This is a genomic window from Sphingomonas pruni NBRC 15498, from assembly GCF_001598455.1.
In the GTDB taxonomy this organism is placed as follows: Bacteria; Pseudomonadota; Alphaproteobacteria; order Sphingomonadales; family Sphingomonadaceae; genus Sphingomonas; species Sphingomonas pruni.
The window spans coordinates 1-16,124 of record NZ_BCYZ01000033.1 but is presented as its reverse complement, the minus strand read 5'-3'; the positions used below and the strand labels follow the sequence as shown (position 1 = coordinate 16,124).

The 16,124-nt window shown below is 64.3% G+C and carries 15 protein-coding genes; 6 read left to right on the top strand and 9 right to left on the bottom strand.

Going from position 1 to position 16,124, the window contains the following annotated elements; translation table 11 throughout:
• Positions 1-4: 4 nt before the first annotated feature.
• The gene (locus tag SPR01S_RS11450; protein ID WP_066589678.1) at positions 5-463 is read right to left on the bottom strand and encodes a DUF2721 domain-containing protein; all 459 of its coding nucleotides are present in this window, start codon (positions 461-463) and stop codon (positions 5-7) included.
• Between the two features lie 54 nt (positions 464-517).
• Between SPR01S_RS11450 and SPR01S_RS11445 the strand changes: the two genes are divergently transcribed.
• Positions 518-877, top strand: coding sequence for a SpoIIAA family protein (locus SPR01S_RS11445; protein ID WP_066589675.1), 360 nt, complete (start codon positions 518-520; stop codon positions 875-877).
• 50 nt (positions 878-927) lie between these two features.
• Entirely contained in the window at positions 928-2,055 is a 1,128-nt protein-coding gene (locus tag SPR01S_RS11440) for a GNAT family N-acetyltransferase (RefSeq protein ID WP_066589673.1), read from the top strand.
• Here the strand turns inward: SPR01S_RS11440 and SPR01S_RS11435 are convergent.
• Positions 2,052-3,110, bottom strand: coding sequence for a ParB/RepB/Spo0J family partition protein (locus SPR01S_RS11435; protein WP_084251125.1), 1,059 nt, complete (start codon positions 3,108-3,110; stop codon positions 2,052-2,054). The genes SPR01S_RS11440 and SPR01S_RS11435 overlap by 4 nt on opposite strands.
• A 257-nt stretch (positions 3,111-3,367) precedes the next feature.
• On the opposite strand from SPR01S_RS11435, the gene SPR01S_RS11430 reads away from it, so the two are divergent.
• On the top strand, positions 3,368-4,561 hold the full coding sequence (locus SPR01S_RS11430) for an acyltransferase family protein (protein ID WP_066589670.1): 1,194 nt from the start codon (positions 3,368-3,370) through the stop codon (positions 4,559-4,561).
• 11 nt (positions 4,562-4,572) lie between these two features.
• Here SPR01S_RS11430 and trmB read toward each other — a convergent pair whose 3' ends face one another.
• The 4 genes from trmB to lnt all read right to left on the bottom strand — a co-directional run bounded on the left by trmB (position 4,573) and on the right by lnt (position 9,305).
• Complete coding sequence (trmB, locus tag SPR01S_RS11425) at positions 4,573-5,253, bottom strand: tRNA (guanosine(46)-N7)-methyltransferase TrmB (RefSeq protein WP_066589668.1); 681 nt, start codon at positions 5,251-5,253, stop codon at positions 4,573-4,575.
• Between the two features lie 54 nt (positions 5,254-5,307).
• Positions 5,308-6,351, bottom strand: coding sequence for a hypothetical protein (locus SPR01S_RS11420; protein ID WP_066589666.1), 1,044 nt, complete (start codon positions 6,349-6,351; stop codon positions 5,308-5,310).
• A gap of 114 nt (positions 6,352-6,465) precedes the next feature.
• Positions 6,466-7,677 (bottom strand): methionine adenosyltransferase, encoded by a 1,212-nt coding sequence (metK, locus tag SPR01S_RS11415; RefSeq protein WP_066589664.1) that lies wholly within the window; start codon positions 7,675-7,677, stop codon positions 6,466-6,468.
• 80 nt (positions 7,678-7,757) lie between these two features.
• A complete protein-coding gene (gene lnt, locus SPR01S_RS11410) occupies positions 7,758-9,305 on the bottom strand; it encodes an apolipoprotein N-acyltransferase (protein ID WP_369405268.1) in 1,548 nt (515 codons plus the stop codon).
• Positions 9,306-9,456: 151 nt separating this feature from the next.
• Here lnt and SPR01S_RS11405 point away from each other — a divergent pair, with 151 nt between their 5' ends.
• Together SPR01S_RS11405 and SPR01S_RS11400 are read left to right on the top strand one after the other, a co-directional pair.
• Complete coding sequence (locus tag SPR01S_RS11405; RefSeq protein WP_066589661.1) at positions 9,457-9,873, top strand: VOC family protein; 417 nt, start codon at positions 9,457-9,459, stop codon at positions 9,871-9,873.
• 22 nt (positions 9,874-9,895) lie between these two features.
• Positions 9,896-10,198, top strand: a complete 303-nt coding sequence (locus SPR01S_RS11400) for a polyhydroxyalkanoic acid system family protein (RefSeq protein WP_066589658.1) — start codon at positions 9,896-9,898, stop codon at positions 10,196-10,198.
• A gap of 38 nt (positions 10,199-10,236) precedes the next feature.
• On the opposite strand, the gene SPR01S_RS11395 is transcribed toward SPR01S_RS11400, so the two are convergent.
• From SPR01S_RS11395 to katG, 3 genes are all read right to left on the bottom strand, one after another.
• Positions 10,237-10,665 (bottom strand): helix-turn-helix domain-containing protein, encoded by a 429-nt coding sequence (locus SPR01S_RS11395; RefSeq protein ID WP_169803423.1) that lies wholly within the window; start codon positions 10,663-10,665, stop codon positions 10,237-10,239.
• A gap of 258 nt (positions 10,666-10,923) precedes the next feature.
• Positions 10,924-12,309, bottom strand: coding sequence for a PQQ-dependent sugar dehydrogenase (locus tag SPR01S_RS11390; RefSeq protein ID WP_066589655.1), 1,386 nt, complete (start codon positions 12,307-12,309; stop codon positions 10,924-10,926).
• Positions 12,310-12,600: 291 nt separating this feature from the next.
• Positions 12,601-14,811, bottom strand: coding sequence for a catalase/peroxidase HPI (katG, locus tag SPR01S_RS11385; protein WP_066589650.1), 2,211 nt, complete (start codon positions 14,809-14,811; stop codon positions 12,601-12,603).
• Positions 14,812-15,066: 255 nt separating this feature from the next.
• On the opposite strand from katG, the gene nagZ reads away from it, so the two are divergent.
• On the top strand, positions 15,067-16,074 hold the full coding sequence (gene nagZ, locus SPR01S_RS11380) for a beta-N-acetylhexosaminidase (protein WP_066589646.1): 1,008 nt from the start codon (positions 15,067-15,069) through the stop codon (positions 16,072-16,074).
• Positions 16,075-16,124 lie beyond the last annotated feature (50 nt).

Genomic DNA, 16,124 nt, shown 5'->3' with positions numbered 1-16,124 from the left:
GACCCTAGCCCTGCCGCTCTTCGAGCAACTCCTCGCGCACCTTGACCGCCAGCAGCGAGGTGCGGACCTCGACGATGAAGCTGACCAGCGCCGCGATCAACAGCAGCATCGCCGTGGTGAAGGTGAGTGCTACGATCGTCGCGATGTGCAGCCCGATCAGGTCGCCGACGAATAATTGGGCGACCACCAGGCATGTCATCACCGCGCTCGACACCGCCAGGAACAGCCCGAAATTGATCACCCGGATGCGGCGGTCGAGGATGCGCAGTTCCGCAACGAAACGATCGCGGTCGGGGCCGCTGGACAAGGGATGGAGCTTCTCCAGGTCGCGTACGCGGTCGACCACGCGCGCCATCCGGCCGACCAGCACGTTGAGCAAGGCGCCGATACCGGTGAGCATGAACACCGGCGACAGCGAGAGCTGGATGGTCTGGGCGATCGTCGAGACGGTATTGGGCTGCATCGCCGGACATCATGGCGGCCCTTCGGCGTTTATGAAAGCGGAAGGAGACGGACCATGCTCAACTACACGGTCGATGAAGCGACGGGCGTGATCGATCTAATCGTCGATGGCGCGATCACGCGGGCCGATTACGAAGCGCTCATCCCTGTGCTGGACGCGCAGATCGCCAAATACGGCAAGCTGCGCGTCGTCGAGACGGTGCGTGAGCTGGGGCCGATCGATCCGTCTTTGTGGTGGGAGGATCTGAAATGGGTCATCCAGCACCGCAAGGCGATCGGGCGCGCCGCGGTGGTGACCGACCACGGCTGGATCGGGCCGATCACGCGCGCGGCCGCCGCCCTGTTTTCCGGAGAAATGCGCGTGTTTCCGGAAAGCCAGGGCGAGGCCGCGCGCACCTGGGTTCGCGAGGGCTAATCGCCGTATCAAAACGGCTTGGTAACAGCTGGCCGGTATAGCCGGCGATCATGACCAAGCCGATGTTGCTCAGCGAGTTCAAGCGCCTTCCTCCGACGATGCGCGCCACCGCGTTCGACGGACTGTCGGCGCTGATCGACGTGGTGGCGGAGGCAGCGGACGAGAGGTATCGGTTCCTCCGCTATCAATGGTTCGCCGCTGCGATCGCCGCTTATGGCGGCCGAGCGCGGACGCTGATCGTCGAGCGCGACGGCTATCCGGTCATCGCCCTACCGCTCGCGGGATTCGGACCCGAAGCGGCGAGGCTCGCTGCGATCCCGGGCTGCTATTGGCCCTTTCGCGGCTTTCCAGCCTGCGCCGACGCCTCGGACGAAGCGTTCGGCATCCTGGTCGATCGGCTGGGACAAGAGGTCAACGGGCTGCGCGTCGGGCCATCCTATGACGGCGACCCGGCAGTGGTCGGCCTGATCGCGGCGGCCAGGCGCCGGCACTGGATGGTGCTCGATCGCTTCGTCGCCGATTCTTATCTGCTCGACATGGTCGCCGCGCAAAGCCACGGCTCATGGCCGCGCGCGTCGACACTCAAGAAGAACCGCTTCCACGAAAAGCATCTGGCCGAGCACGGCGCGCTCGACTGGCGCTTCCTGAGCGGCAGCGATCTCGCGGCGGGCGGCTTCGATCAGCTCGCGGCGATCGAGCAGAAGAGCTGGATCGCTGCGCGCACCGACGGCAGCGATGCCAAGTTCACGCGCAAGGGCCATGGCGCGTTCTGGCGCCAGGCCACTGCCGATCCGGTGATCGCCGAGATGATGTCGGCCGCGTTGTTGACGGTCGATGGAGCTCCCGCCGCCTTTTCGTTCGACCTCGACCTGGGCTCGTTCAAATATGCCATCGCCAACAGCTATGACCCGGCCTTTGCCAAGCATTCGCCAGGCAGGCTGCTTTACTATCGCAATCTCGTCCGGGCGCTCGAGAAGGGGATGACAAAGGTCGATTGGGGCGCAGGCGATAGCGGCTATAAAAGCGCGATCGGCGCCGAACCTGGGCCGGCGATCCGCGATTGGCTGCTCCTGCGCCCCGGCACGCCATCGATGCTCGGCCGCGTGCTGAAGGGGATGTGGCGGCGGAGCGGGCAGGCGCCGGACCAGCCGTCCGGGCCTGCTGATGCCCGAAGCTAGTTGCTCTCGTCGTCCCGCGCCGAAAGGCCGAGCGAGAATCCCTTTGCCTCCGCGGCATCGAGTGCGGCGCGGACGGCCTCGGTAATCGCCTTGCGCGTGACGCCGGACCCGGCGTGCAGCTTCACGGTCAGGGTATTCTTGTTGGCGTTCGCGCTCATCGCCAGCCGGCCGGTCGGGCCGCGCAGTTCGGCAGGGTGTTCGGATGCGGGGGTCGACGCCTCGTTCAACTGGCGCAGCACTTCCGCAGCCGGGTATGGAGAAAGGCCATCCGCGCGCCGCGCCATCTGTGCGCGGGCGATCTGGATCGCGGTCGCCATGATCACCGGCCCGGCGGGTCCGTCGAGCTTCTGCGCCAGAGTATAGGCCGGCTTGAGGTGAAGATCGCTCGGCGACCCGAATGCCGCGAGCAGTTGATCGGGCAGCGCCGAAACCCGGATCATCTTGGACAGCCAGGACTTTGACAGCGCCAGCCGCTCTGCCATCCGCGTCAAATGGCCGTCATAATGGTCGTGCAGCGCTGCCGCGTAATTACGCGCGCGTTCGATGTCGGAGACGTCCTTGCGCGCCCGGTTCTCCAGGTCGGCAAGGCGAAAGGCGGCCTCGTCGTCGAGGATTTCGACCTGGATGAGGAAGCGCAGCGACGGCATGCTGGTCGCGCGCAGATGCGACACCGCGTAATGGCGCCGCGTGCCGGCAATCACCTCATATTCGTACAACGCGTCGTCGAATACCGGGCGGACGATCGCGGCGACCTTCTGCATCCCCTCGGTCGCGATCGACTGGATCAGGTCACGGCAATTGTCGGGATCCAGGTCTTCGTAGATGCGGGCATTGCCCGGCCAGATGCGCACGCGCGCCGGATCGACCAGGAATTGCATCGCTTCATACGCCCATTCGTCGCGGCGGCGCGGGTCGGCGGGCGGCGGCACCTCCGCCGATTGATCGCGCGCCGGTTCAGCGGTGGCGGCGGGAGAAATAGACGCCTTCCCCTCCGCATCGGCGCGCGCGCGGTTGAACAGGCTGGCAAAGCTGGGCTTGTCGCGACGCTCGGTCATTGCCGGCCACGATAGTCCGGGTTTGACGTTGCCGCCAGCGTTCCAGACGGTCCGCGACCGTCAGGCAAAGAAAATCGTCGGATATCCGATTTCACCCATCGGCGCGGACAAGGACCAGAGGGAAAATCCAATACCGCGACTGCGTCAGCCGAGGGGTCCGTGCCACCGCCATAGTCGGGGCAATTAGGTCCATTTTGAGCGTAATATGTTCTTTTTGTGTAGCTTTTTCATAAGGAATTCTGCGTACCAGAGGCGGCATGTCCAGCTTCGGCGGCCGAACCAGGCTCGACGGGATCGAGCAGATGCGCGGTTTGGCCGCACTAGGAGTGGTCGTCGCGCATGTCGTAGATTCTGTCACAAAGCTGGGTGCGCGGGTCGATGGCCTCTTCCTGCCCTCGGTTCCCGCAGCCAACGATTTCGGCGCCTGTGGGGTCGACCTGTTTTTCGTCATCAGCGGGTTTGTGATGACCTACTCCATTTCGCAGGGTCCTCCGATCTCTGCAACGCGGTTCGCGTGGAATCGCTTCAAGCGCATCGTTCCCGCTTTTTGGATGGCAAGTATCGGCTACGCCCTACTTCTTCTGTCGTATGGCGAGCCCATCGATCCGCGAACCTTCCTCACGACCGCGTCGATCGTGCCGCTGGCGGACCAAGGCGAATATGTCTTTCCGACGCTCTATGTCGGTTGGACGCTCGCCTTTGAACTGTGTTTTTATTTGTTGGTGGCGATCGTTGTGGCCACGGGCCGCAGATCCGTCAGCCTTGGTATTCTGTCATTGGTCGCTGCGACGGCCCTTTTGGGGATAATGTGGCGCCCTTCGGCCATAACGGTCCGCTTTCTCGTTAATCCAATCTATCTCGAATTCGCATGCGGTATCGTCGGGTATCTGCTTTTCGTCCGCGGCTTCCATGGCGTCCGTGCGAGGTGCGCGCTTATCTGCCTCGTGGCTTGTTTTCTGGCGGCGATCACCATGCTGCCTATTGATCTCGGCGTTTCCCTACATCCGGTCGCGATCATCGGCGGCGATGCCAGCCTGAAGCGCGCGCTGATGTTCGGCCCGGCCTTTACATTGCTTCTGCTCGGCTCGATCGAGCCGGCCCGGCGAGCCGGCAGGATCGGACGGTTCCTGCTCATCATTGGCCGAGCGTCCTATTCGGTCTACCTTACGCACGCATTCGTAATGTTGGGCGCGGAGCACGCCTGGTTCGGGGCGTGGCGACCCAATGTTTACTGGGTCGTGGCGGTACTCGTGATGAGTTCGACCACACTCGGGGTGGTGGTTCACCGCTATGTGGAGCGCCCTCTACTCGACCTGCTCGGTCGCTCGCGCAGCGTCGATCGCCGCGGGATCGCTATGGCGTCGCGAAGCGGGGATCCGTCACAGGTCGCCGCACGATCTTCGGTAACTGTCGGCGACCAATCGTTGCCATCGCATCGATGCTCCATTTAGACCGGGTCGCACTACAACTTGGTATAAGTGAAATACCACACCTCGTGTCCCTGGCGCCGCGCCTTGCGCTCGTAACGCGTTTCGGGCCAGTCGTCGGGGCGGGTGAGGAAATCGTGTGGCGTCCGCGCGGTCCACTCGAAGTCGCGGCGGCGGTTCATTACCATCATCGACCAGCGGCAATAGGTCGGATCGTCGGTGCCGAGACGAAATTCATGACCGGGCTTGAGCTTGGCGGCGATCAGGTCGAGCGGCCCGTCGTTGACCATGCGGCGCTTGGCATGCCGCGCCTTGGGCCAGGGATCGGGGTGGAGCAAATAGACGCGGTCGAGGCTGGCATCGGGTAGCCGCTCAAGCACGTCGAGCGCGTCGCCCATGTGCAGGCGGACATTCTCCAATCCCCGATCGCGAATATGGCCGAGTGCGCCGACCACGCCATTGAGGAATGGCTCGCAGCCGATAAAGCCGTGATCGGGCCTTGCCGCGGCCTGACCGGCGAGATGCTCGCCGGCACCGAAGCCGATCTCGAGCTCGAGGGGGCGATCACGGCCGAACAAGGTCCGCGCATCGAGCGGACCGGTTGCCGGCACTTCTACGGCGGGCAGCAATTCCTCGACCAAGGCCGACTGGCCTTGGCGCAATTTATGTCCCTGGCGCCGGCCGTACAGGCGCCGGATAGTCGTCGGATCGTTCATCGTGCGACCGCCTAGAGCGAGATGCGCCGAAAGCCAATCGCCTGCGATCCTACCCTATTTGTCCTTCAACCCTCCGGCCTCGATAGTAATGTTCTTGCCGCCCCGCGCCGCCGACGACACCGGGCGGTTCTTCATCACCGCGTCGATCGCGACGTCGGGCGTGGGCAGCTTGTCGAACGACGGATAGACCAAGGTCTGGTCGAGCAGGCCGAGGCTCAGCTGATAGCCTGGATTGTTCGAATCGAGCGTAAGGCCGGGAAACACGTTGATGACGCGGCCCGCGTCGCCCATCGCAATCGTGTACCCCGTGTCGTTGCCGACCGCGCGATAGACGCCATATTCCTGCTTCGCCGCTCCCTCGCGGCACCAAGTGACGGGGACTGCCTTCGCTTTCTCCTCGTCGGTCGGCTTGATTGTCGCGAGCGTCGCGCCGAGCAACGCGTCCATCATGCTGGGTGGTTTGAGCTTCGCTCGCTTCGGATAAGTCAGCGGCGTCGCGCAGGCGGCAATGGGAACGGCGGCGCCGGCGTCGGTAACTCCGCCTGGCCAACCGAGCGTCCGGATCAGCTCGTCCAGCTTGGCATCCAGCGTCGTTGCGTCGAATTCCTGCGAGCTGATTCGCACCGCTACCAGCCACTCGCCTACCGGCATGATCGCTAGCCCAGTCGACTTATATTCTCCCTTGCCCGGCAGGTAGATACGACGAAGCGCCGAGGTCGCCTTGCTGCCGGGCGGCGCGAATGCCGCCGTAGGCGTCGCGGGCGTCGCGTTACCGTAGACGTCGCGCATCAATATCTGCGTTTCGGAGCGGTCGAACCAAATCGGGACGCTCGCGAGCGCGGGGCGGAAGACGTAGAGCGTGACTATCGTCGCCTGGCGCTCGCCATAACTCGCGAAGACGTCGATCTCGCTGCTGCTGTTGTCGCCGATCGAGTCGCGGGCGATTCCGAGCACGCTCGACGGGAGCGTGATGCCGGTCTGGGCGTGTTTCCAAGAGGCATCGGCGGGCGCTTCGATCTGCCTCTTGGTCTGTGCCTGGGCAGGGAGGACCACCGCCGCCGCCATGAGGCCCGCGACGACCAAAGATCCGATCCGCATCGTAATTCCCCCACTTTCCCGTGGAGGAGACTGCCAATATTGTCGCAAGGCCGCCAGCAAAAAGGGCCGGGGATCGCTCCCCGGCCCTTCGTCATTTCATCCGATCTCGATGGATCAGGCCAAGGCGGCCTTGAGGTCCTCGACCAAGTCGGTGCGCTCCCAAGGGAAGAAGTCGCCTTCGGGCTTGCGGCCGAAGTGACCATAAGCCGCGGTGGGGGCGTAGATCGGCTTGTTGAGGCCGAGATGCGTGCGGATGCCGCGCGGGGTCAGGCCGCCCAGCTTCTCGATCTTGCCGATCGCCGCTTCCAGCTTGTCGTCCTCGACCGTGCCGGTGCCGTGCGTATCGACATAGAGCGACAGTGGCTTCGACACGCCGATCGCATAGGCCAGCTGGATCGTTACGCGCTGGGCGAGACCGGCCGCGACGATGTTCTTTGCCAGATAGCGGGTGATATAGGCCGCCGAACGGTCGACCTTGGTCGGGTCCTTGCCGCTGAACGCGCCACCGCCGTGCGGCGACGCGCCGCCATAGGTGTCGACGATGATCTTGCGGCCGGTCAGGCCGGCGTCGCCATCGGGGCCGCCGATCTCGAAGCTGCCGGTCGGGTTGATGTGATAGACGGTCTCGTCGCTGAGCAGGCCCGAGGGGATCACGTCGGCGACGACCTGCTTCACATAAGCGTGAAGCTCGGCTTCCTTCTCGCCCTCGTCATAGCCCTTGCCATGCTGGGTCGAGACGACGATCGCGGTGGCCGCGACCGGCTTGCTGCCCTCATAGCGCAGGGTGACCTGGCTCTTGGCGTCAGGCTCCAGGAACGGCGCCTTGCCGGAGTGGCGGTCGGCGGCCATCTGCTCGAGGATCTTGTGGCTGTAATACAGCGTCGCCGGCATCAGGTCGGGCGTGTCGTTGGCGGCATAACCGAACATGATGCCCTGGTCGCCGGCGCCTTCGTCCTTGTTTCCGCTGGCGTCCACGCCCTGCGCGATATGCGCCGACTGCGGGTGCAGATTGTTCTCGAAGCGGAAGGTTTCCCAGTGGAAGCCGTCCTGCTCGTAGCCGATCCGTTTCACGGTATCGCGCACCGCTTTCTCGACTTCGTCGCGGACGCCGGGCGCCCAATTGCCGGCCTCGTCCATGATGCCCTTGCCGCGGATTTCACCGGCCAGCACGACGAGCTGCGTGGTGGTCAGCGTCTCGCAGGCGATGCGCGCTTCGGGATCTTTCGACAGGAACAGGTCGACGATGGCGTCGGAAATCTGGTCCGCGACCTTGTCGGGATGGCCTTCGGAGACCGATTCGGACGTGAAGAGATAATTGGAACGCATTGAGTTTCCTCTGGGGTCTGGCGGAAAGCCGGGCCGTTGCCATGCCCATATAAAGCTTTCCTTATATGAGGCTGCGGGTCCTAGCGAGCGAGCCGCCGAATGGCAATCGCGCAAATCAGCAGAATCGCCGAGACGATCAGCGCCATCCAATTGCCGAGGCGCGAGAACAGCGTGGGGGCGCCCCGCATTACCGGCCCCTCTATCGCGCCGGCGCGTCCCATCGGGATGCTCTGGCGAATGTCGCCGTCGGGGTCGATGATCGCCGAGATGCCGGTCGGCGTCGCACGCACGATCGACAGGCCTTCCTCGATCGCGCGCAAGCGCGCCTGGGCGAGATGCGCGGGCGGGCCCAGCGTGCCGAACCAGGCATCGTTCGAGGGGTTGAAGATGAAGTCGGGGCGATGGGCCGGGTCGACGACCTGGCCGGAGAAGATCACTTCATAGCAGATCAGCATGCCGATCTTGCCGAAGCCGGGGATGACCATGGTGCGAGGGCCGGGACCGGGAATGAAATCCACGTCGCCGGGAACGAGACGCGACAAGCCGATCGCTTCCAGGACCGGGCGCATCGGCAGATATTCGCCATAGGGGACCAGATGCGCCTTGTCGTAGCGGCCGTGGAGTTGGGCATCGGGGCCGATCACCGCGATCGAATTGGTCGCGGCGATCATATTCTCGGTGCGCTTGTCGAAATACATGCCCTGCGTGCCGGTCAGGATCGCGTCATGGTCGCCGAGCAGCGAGGCCATCCGGATCCGCGCGGTCTGCGCGCTGCCCAGCATGTCATAGACGTAGCGCGGATAGCCGTCTTCGACCGGAAAGCGGATCGCGCCTTCGGGCCACAGGATCAGGCGCGGATGGTCGGGATCGGGTCTTCCGGACAGACGGGCGAGCGCCTGGAAATTAGCCTCGGCATAGTCCGCGGTCGGCTTCGCTTCTTCGGCCAGATTGGGCTGAACGATCCGAACATAAGTGGACCCGACACGGGGTTGATGGTGATGGGCGAGGGGCGCCAGCGCTATCGCCGCCAGTATCGCTATTGCAGGATAGCGGTGGCGACCCCCGATGGCGATCAACAGGCAGCCGCTCGTCAGCACGACGAGGCCCGACAAGGCATAGGTGCCGATCGACGCCGCAAGCATGGCGAGCGGAGTGGGGACCAGGCTCGCTGCGAGCGGGTCCCAAGGATAGCCCGTAAACAGGGTGCCGCGCAGATATTCGGTGGCGATCCATCCTGCCGCTGCGACCAGGACGAACGGCAGGTCGATACGCGGTGCCGGATCGCCTTTGGCGGCCGGACTGGCCAGCCGCCACGTCAGGCTGGCCGCCAGCATCGGAAAAATCGCGAGATAGACCGCGACCAGGATCACTGCGAAATAGCCGAGCCAGGATGGCATCGCATCCTGAAATTCGAACGGCTGCTGGATCCACAGATTGGCGACTATGAAATGGCCGAGCCCGAACAGCCAGCCGATGCCAAGCGCGGCGCGCAGCGAACCCGCTTGGTGGACCAGGAAGAGCCAGGCGGCGAAGCCGACCATGGTCAGCGGCCACCAGTCCCATGGTGCGAAACCGAGCGCGGCGATCGCGCCGAGCGCGAGCGGAAGAAGCCGACGTAACCAGATCACGATGCGAGTGCTGCCCAATCCACAATCGTCATGCCGGGCTCGTCCCGGCATCCACCGCGCAGCAAGCGCCGCGCCCGGTGCGTATGCGGAACGGTGGACCCCGGAACAAGTCCGGGGTGACGTTTGGTCCGTGGAACGGTAGCAGGACAAGATGCTCAGACCATTCCATCTCGCGTTTCCGGTCCACGATCTCGCCGCCGCGCGCGCCTTTTACGGCGGCACGCTGGGCTGTCCGGAAGGACGCAGTTCGGACAGCTGGATCGACTTCGACCTGTTCGGCCACCAGATCGTCGCGCATCTCGATCCCCAGGCGAAGGCCGTGGCGGTTTCCAACCCCGTGGACGGTCACGACGTGCCCGTGCCGCATTTCGGCGTCGTGCTGACCATGGATGCGTGGCAGTCGCTGGCCGACGGGTTGAAAGCGGCCGGGACCGTCTTCGGCATCGAGCCGCATATCCGCTTCGTTGGCCAGCCGGGCGAGCAGGCGACGATGTTCTTCTACGATCCATCGGGGAACGCGCTGGAGTTCAAGGCGTTCGCCGACGACGCGCAATTGTTCGCGACCTGATTCCCATAAGGCTACTCACAACATGAGCGATCCGATCACCGTCGATGTGCCGCACAAGCTCGGGCTGGCGGAGGCCCGGCGGCGAGTCGATGCAGGCATCGGCAAATTGGCGGGCTGGTTTCCCGGTGGTGCCGAGGTCGAGCATCATTGGACGGCCGACGTGCTCCATTTCACCGTCGCCGCAATGGGGCAGCGCGTCGCCTCCAGCCTCGACGTGCGCGATGACCGCGTGGTCGCGACGGTCGACCTGCCGCCGTTCCTGGCGCCGTTCGCCGACCGTATCCGCGCGAAGCTCGCCAAGGAAGCGCCCAAATTGCTCGAATAGCAGGTACTGCAACCGTTTCAGTCGCGCCGAAACGAACTCTAGGACGTCTGGACTTCGATCACCCCGGCACGCAGCAGCGCATCCGCGGCGCGCGAGAATTCCGTGAGCAGCGTCTCCAGCAGCGGCTCGAGCGCGCGGGACTGGATGTTGCCGATCGCTACCGTTACGCCGCCGCGAGGATCTTCGATCAACAGCCCCGCCTCGATCATCTGCGCAACATGCCGGCGCACCGTTTCCCTTGCCAGCCCGGTTGCGGCAGCGATCGCGCTGCGCGACATCGGCACGACCCATTCCCGCGGCAATATCGCGGTCCCGGTGAACTCGCGAGGCACGTTGCGTTCGCGCATCAGCTTCTGGATATTGCCGACCGATACCGTGCAATAAATCAGCACGGAGGTCGGACTTTCGCCGTCATGATTGGTGAAGGTCCTGTGCATCGACAGGAACAGATTTGTCAGGGCGAACATGGCTGTGCGCCAGTGATCGCGCATTCCTTCCGGAACCGTAGCGACGCGGTCGCCAGCAGCCATATGACTCACTCCCGCCCCCGCAGTGACCCAATTTGGGCAGTCGAGACGCAATCGTCAACGCAAGAATCGAGCAACTTGGTGTAAAGTCGTGGAATCGAGGGAAAAGATACGCGTCGAAGCGTAGACCCTTCGGTGTCGTACGGTGTGCGGGCTGCGCGGTCGGGGGGCCGGTCGCAGTCCGCCCCTTACCGACCCTTAGCGAGACGCCTTCGGAGTCGCCGCCGCGCTGGGCGACGGGGCGGGGGCGGGAACCGGCGTCGCCGAGCTCACCCGCCAAATGACGTTGCCGACATCGTCCGCCACCAGCAGCGAACCGGTGGCATCGAACGTGACCCCGACCGGACGGCCGCGCGCGTTGCCCTTGGCATCCAGGAATCCCGACAGCACGTCGATCGCTTTCGCTCCTTTGGCTGGAAAGCCATTGTCGCCGAACGGCACATAGATGACGCGATAGCCCGATACCGGCAGGCGGTTCCACGATCCGTGTTCGCCGATAAAGGCGCCATTGCCGAATTGCGCGCCAAGCCGCGCTTCATTGGCGAACGCCAGGCCTAGCGCCGCGACATGCGGGCCCAAGGCGTAATCGGGACGCTTCACATATTCCTGTAGCCCGGGATTTTGCGGTTTCACGCGATGATCGGGATAACCGCCCCAATAGAACCACGGCCAGCCGAAATTGTCGCCGGCTTCGACCGCGCTCAAATAATCGGGCGGCGTGTCTGAGCCGAGCATGTCGCGCTCATTGACCACCGTCCACAATGCCTTGGTCTTGGGTTCGAGCGCCATGCCATTGGCGTTGCGTATGCCAGCGGCGTAGATGCGGAAGGTCTTGGTGTCGGGGTAGACCTGAAGGATGTTGGCGCGGAATTTCTCTGCGTCCAGGCCGTTGTCGGCGATGTTGGTCGACGATCCGACCGCCAAATACAGCGTCTTGCCGTCCTCGGCGACGATGATGTTGCGCGCCCAATGATTGCCGCCACCGGGATATTTGATCACCGTCTCCGGCTTGGCGTCGATTCTGGTCTGGCCCAGAGTGAAGGGGTAGCGCACCAGCGCATCGGTATTGGCGACATAGAGATACGAACCGAGCAGCGCCATGCCATATGGCGAGTTGAGCCCGGTCAGGAACGGTTGCTTGACCTCGGCCACGCCGTCGCCATTCGCGTCGCGCAGCAGGGTGATGCGGTTGGCCGAGGGCACCCCGGCGCCGCCCTTGTTCAGCAGGTACGTCATCACCCAGTCGGCGATGCCGCTGCCGTGGCGAGGCGGTGAATTGGTCTCGGCGACCAGCACGTCGCCATTGGGCAAACGGTAGAGCCAGCGCGGATGGTCGAGTCCGGAGGCGAAGGCGTTCACCTTGAGCCCGACGGCCGCGGTCGGCATCTCCCCCTGTTTCCATCCCACCGCGTCGGCGACCTTGATCGTCGGCCAGATCTGCGCCCGCGCCGGCGTGATGTCGGGCCGGCTGCCGCTGACCGCCGCGACGCTGAGCCGCGCCTCATCGGGCTGGGCAAAATAGAGATAGAGGCCGCCCACCAGAATGAGGACGAGGGCAAGACCGATCAGGATTCGCTGGCGCATGGCGGCAGGATAATGGCGGCGGGGGGCGGGGGCAATGTTATCCCATCGCGTGGCGAGACAGGTTGCCGCGGCTGCACAAGCGGTCCTTGGGCGCCGCCAAGTAGAGCTGTATTTCCCATCAAAAAACTATGAATTAGAAGGATGGTGTCCGCTCCCTGGACACAAACTGCGGCCCGGCCGTCCCCTAGCAGCCGGGCCGCTTCCCTTTCTGGGCAGCGGCGGCAAAGCCATGCGATCACAAAATTAGAGCGGAGCGCCTGTTAGAAATCAGGCACTCCGCTCCGGACGACCTCAAGCGAGGTCGTAGCGATCGGCGTTCATGACCTTGGTCCAGGCCTTGACGAAATCGTCGACGAACTGATCGCCGGCATCCGCCGAGGCATAGACTTCGGACAAGGCGCGCAGCTCCGAATTGGAGCCGAACACCAGGTCGGTACGCGTGCCGGTCCATTTATGCTCGCCGGTGCCGCGATCGGTGCCGACGAACTCCTCGTCCGCTTTGTCGTCGACCTGCTTCCAGGCCGTGCGCATATCGAGCAGATTGACGAAGAAGTCGTTGGTCAATTGACCCGGGCGATCGGTGAACACGCCATGTTTCGATCCGGCATGATTGGCGCCGATCACCCGCAGGCCGCCGACCAGCACGGTCATTTCCGGCGCCGAAAGGCCAAGCAACTGGGCGCGATCGATCATCAGCTCCTCGGTCGGCACGTTGAACCTGACCTGCAGGTAATTGCGGAAACCGTCCGCGCGCGGTTCGAGCACCGCGAAGCCCTCGGCATCGGTCTGCTCGGCGCTGGCATCGCCGCGGCCGCCGGTGAACGGCACCGTGACGTTGCGGCCGGCTGCCTTCGCTGCCTGTTCCACCCCGACATTGCCGCCCAGCACGATCAGGTCGGCGATGCTCACCCTGGTCGCACCGCCGAAATCGGCCTGGATGCCCTCATAGACCTTGAGCACCTTGGCGAGCTCGGCCGGTTCGTTGACCTCCCAGTCCTTTTGCGGCGCGAGGCGGATGCGCCCGCCATTGGCGCCGCCGCGATGGTCCGAACCGCGATAGGTCGCGGCCGACGCCCAGGCGGTCTTGACCAGCTGCACGACCGATAGGCCGGAATTCGCGATTTTGCCCTTGAGCGTCGCGACGTCGCCATCGCTCAGCTTGGGGCCCGCGGGAATCGGATCCTGCCAGATCAGATCTTCCGCCGGCACGTCGGGGCCGAGGTAGCGCGCCTTTGGACCCATGTCGCGATGGCACAATTTGAACCACGCCCGTGCGAACGTATCGGCGAAATAGGCCGGATCGGCGCGGAACTTCTCCATCACCTTGCGGTATTCGGGGTCCATCTTGAGCGCCATGTCGGCGGTGGTCATCATCGTCGGCACCTTGACGCCGGGCGTGTGCGCCTTGGGCGCGAGCGTCTCGGCCGGGTCACCGACTGGATGCCATTGCTTGGCGCCGGCGGGACTGCGCGTCAGTTCGTATTCGTGGTCGAGCAGCATGTCGAAATAGAGCATGGTCCATTCGGTCGGCTTGGGCGTCCACGACCCCTCGATGCCCGAGGTGATGGTGTGGTCGCCGATGCCGCTCTCATGCCCCGACTGCCAGCCGAAACCCTGTTGCGCGATGTCGGCGCCTTCCGGCGCGGCGCCGACCAAGCTGGCATCGCCCGCGCCATGCGCCTTGCCGAACGTGTGCCCCCCGGCGGTGAGCGCCGCGGTCTCTTCGTCGTTCATGCCCATGCGGTAGAAGGTCTCGCGAATGTCGCGCGCCGACTTCAGAGGGTCGGGCACGCCGCCCGGGCCTTCCGGATTGACGTAGATCAGACCCATCTGGATGGCGGCGAGCGGGCTTTCCAGCGCGCGACCTTCCTCGTCGTCGATCCGGGTCTTGCTGTTGGCGCTACCGACCCATTCCTCTTCGGTGCCCCAGTAGATATCGCGCTCGGGCTCCCACACGTCCGCGCGGCCGCCGCCGAAACCGAAGACAGGTCCGCCCATCGACTCGATCGCGACATTGCCGGCCAGGATCATCAGGTCGGCCCAGCTGAGCTTTCGGCCATATTTCTGCTTGATTGGCCAGAGCAGGCGGCGCGCCTTGTCGAGATTGCCGTTGTCCGGCCAGGAATTGAGCGGGGCGAAACGCTGCTGCCCGGCATTGGCGCCGCCGCGGCCATCGCCGGTGCGATAGGTGCCGGCCGAATGCCATGCCATGCGGATGAAGAACGGACCGTAATGCCCATAATCGGCCGGCCACCATGGCTGGCTGTCGGTCATCAGCGCGGTCAGGTCGCGTTTGACCGCGGCGAGATCGAGCGACTTGAATTCCTTCGCGTAATCGAAGTCGTCGCCCATCGGATTGCCGCTGATCCCCTTCTGGCGAAGGATGTCGAGCGAGAGCTGATTGGGCCACCAGTCGCGATTGGTTCGGCCGAGCAAGCTGCGCAGCGCCGCGGGTTCCTTGTTCGGATCGCTCAGCGGACTACCTTCGGTAACAGCATCCATCTCGTTCTTCCTCTCGTTCGCGCCTGTGTGACCGGCGCCGGGATCTATCGGATCGGGTACGCGGCCGGATCAAGGCGCGCCCATTGGTTGTGACTCGTGCGGCGACGCGCCGCAATCATTTATGCGATGAGTTAAACTGATCTGAGCGAGCGGAAAAATCGATCAGTGAATTTCCGTTCTGGCCGAAGTGGATATCGGCGCCGATCGGGCTGACCAGCCTTGAACGTCGGGCGCGTGCGAGTAGAAGCACCCGCCATGAAGCCTGTGATCTTCGGCCTGTCCGGCCTGACCCTCACCGATGACGAACGCGCCTTCTACAAGGACGCCGACGCCGCCGGGTACATATTGTTCAAGCGCAACATCGAGAATCGCGAGCAGGTGCGCGCGCTGACGGACAGCCTACGCGAACTGACGGGGCGGGACGAACTGCCGATCCTGATCGACCAGGAAGGGGGCAGGGTACAGCGGATGCAGCCCCCCGAATGGCCGCAATTCCCGGCCGGGCCTGATTTCGACAGGCTCTATGATGTCGCCCCGATGAGCGCGATCGAGGCGGCGCGGGTCAATGCCCAGGCGACCGCGTTGATGCTTGCCGAGGTCGGGGTGAACGTCGACTGCTGGCCCTTGCTCGACGTCAGCCAGCGCGACACGACCGAGGCGATCACGATCCGCGCATTGGGGCACGAGCCGATGCGCGTCGCCGCGATGGGCAAGGCAATCATCGAGGGCTTGCGCACCGGCGGGGTGGTCGGTGTTGTCAAGCACATGCCCGGCCACGGCCGCGCGGTGGTCGACACGCATTTCCATCTGCCGACCGTCACCGCGTCCGAGGAGGAACTGGAGATCGACCTCGAGCCGTTCCGCCGCCTGGCCGACGCGCCGATGGGGATGACCAGTCATATCGTGTTCCAGACCTGGGACCCCGAACGCCCCGCCACCATGTCGCCGGTGGTCGTCGAGCAGGTGATCCGCGGCAAGATCGGCTTCAACGGGCTGCTGATGACCGACGATATCGACATGAAGGCATTGTCGGGGACCGCAGGGGAAAAGGCCGCCGGGGCGATCGCCGCCGGGTGCGATATCGTGCTCGATTGCTGGGGCCGGATGGACGAAATGCGGGAGATCGCCACCCTGCTGAACGACATGCCGGCCAAGTCGCTGGAGCGGCTCGACCGTGCGATGGCGACGGTCCGGGGCGTCAAACCGCAAGGCGACTTCGCGGAGCTGATCGCCAAGCGGGATGAGTTGCTGGCGCTGGCCTAAACCCGTTCGTCATGCCGGACTTGTGTGTTGGATTTGTGGTTAGAGTGATA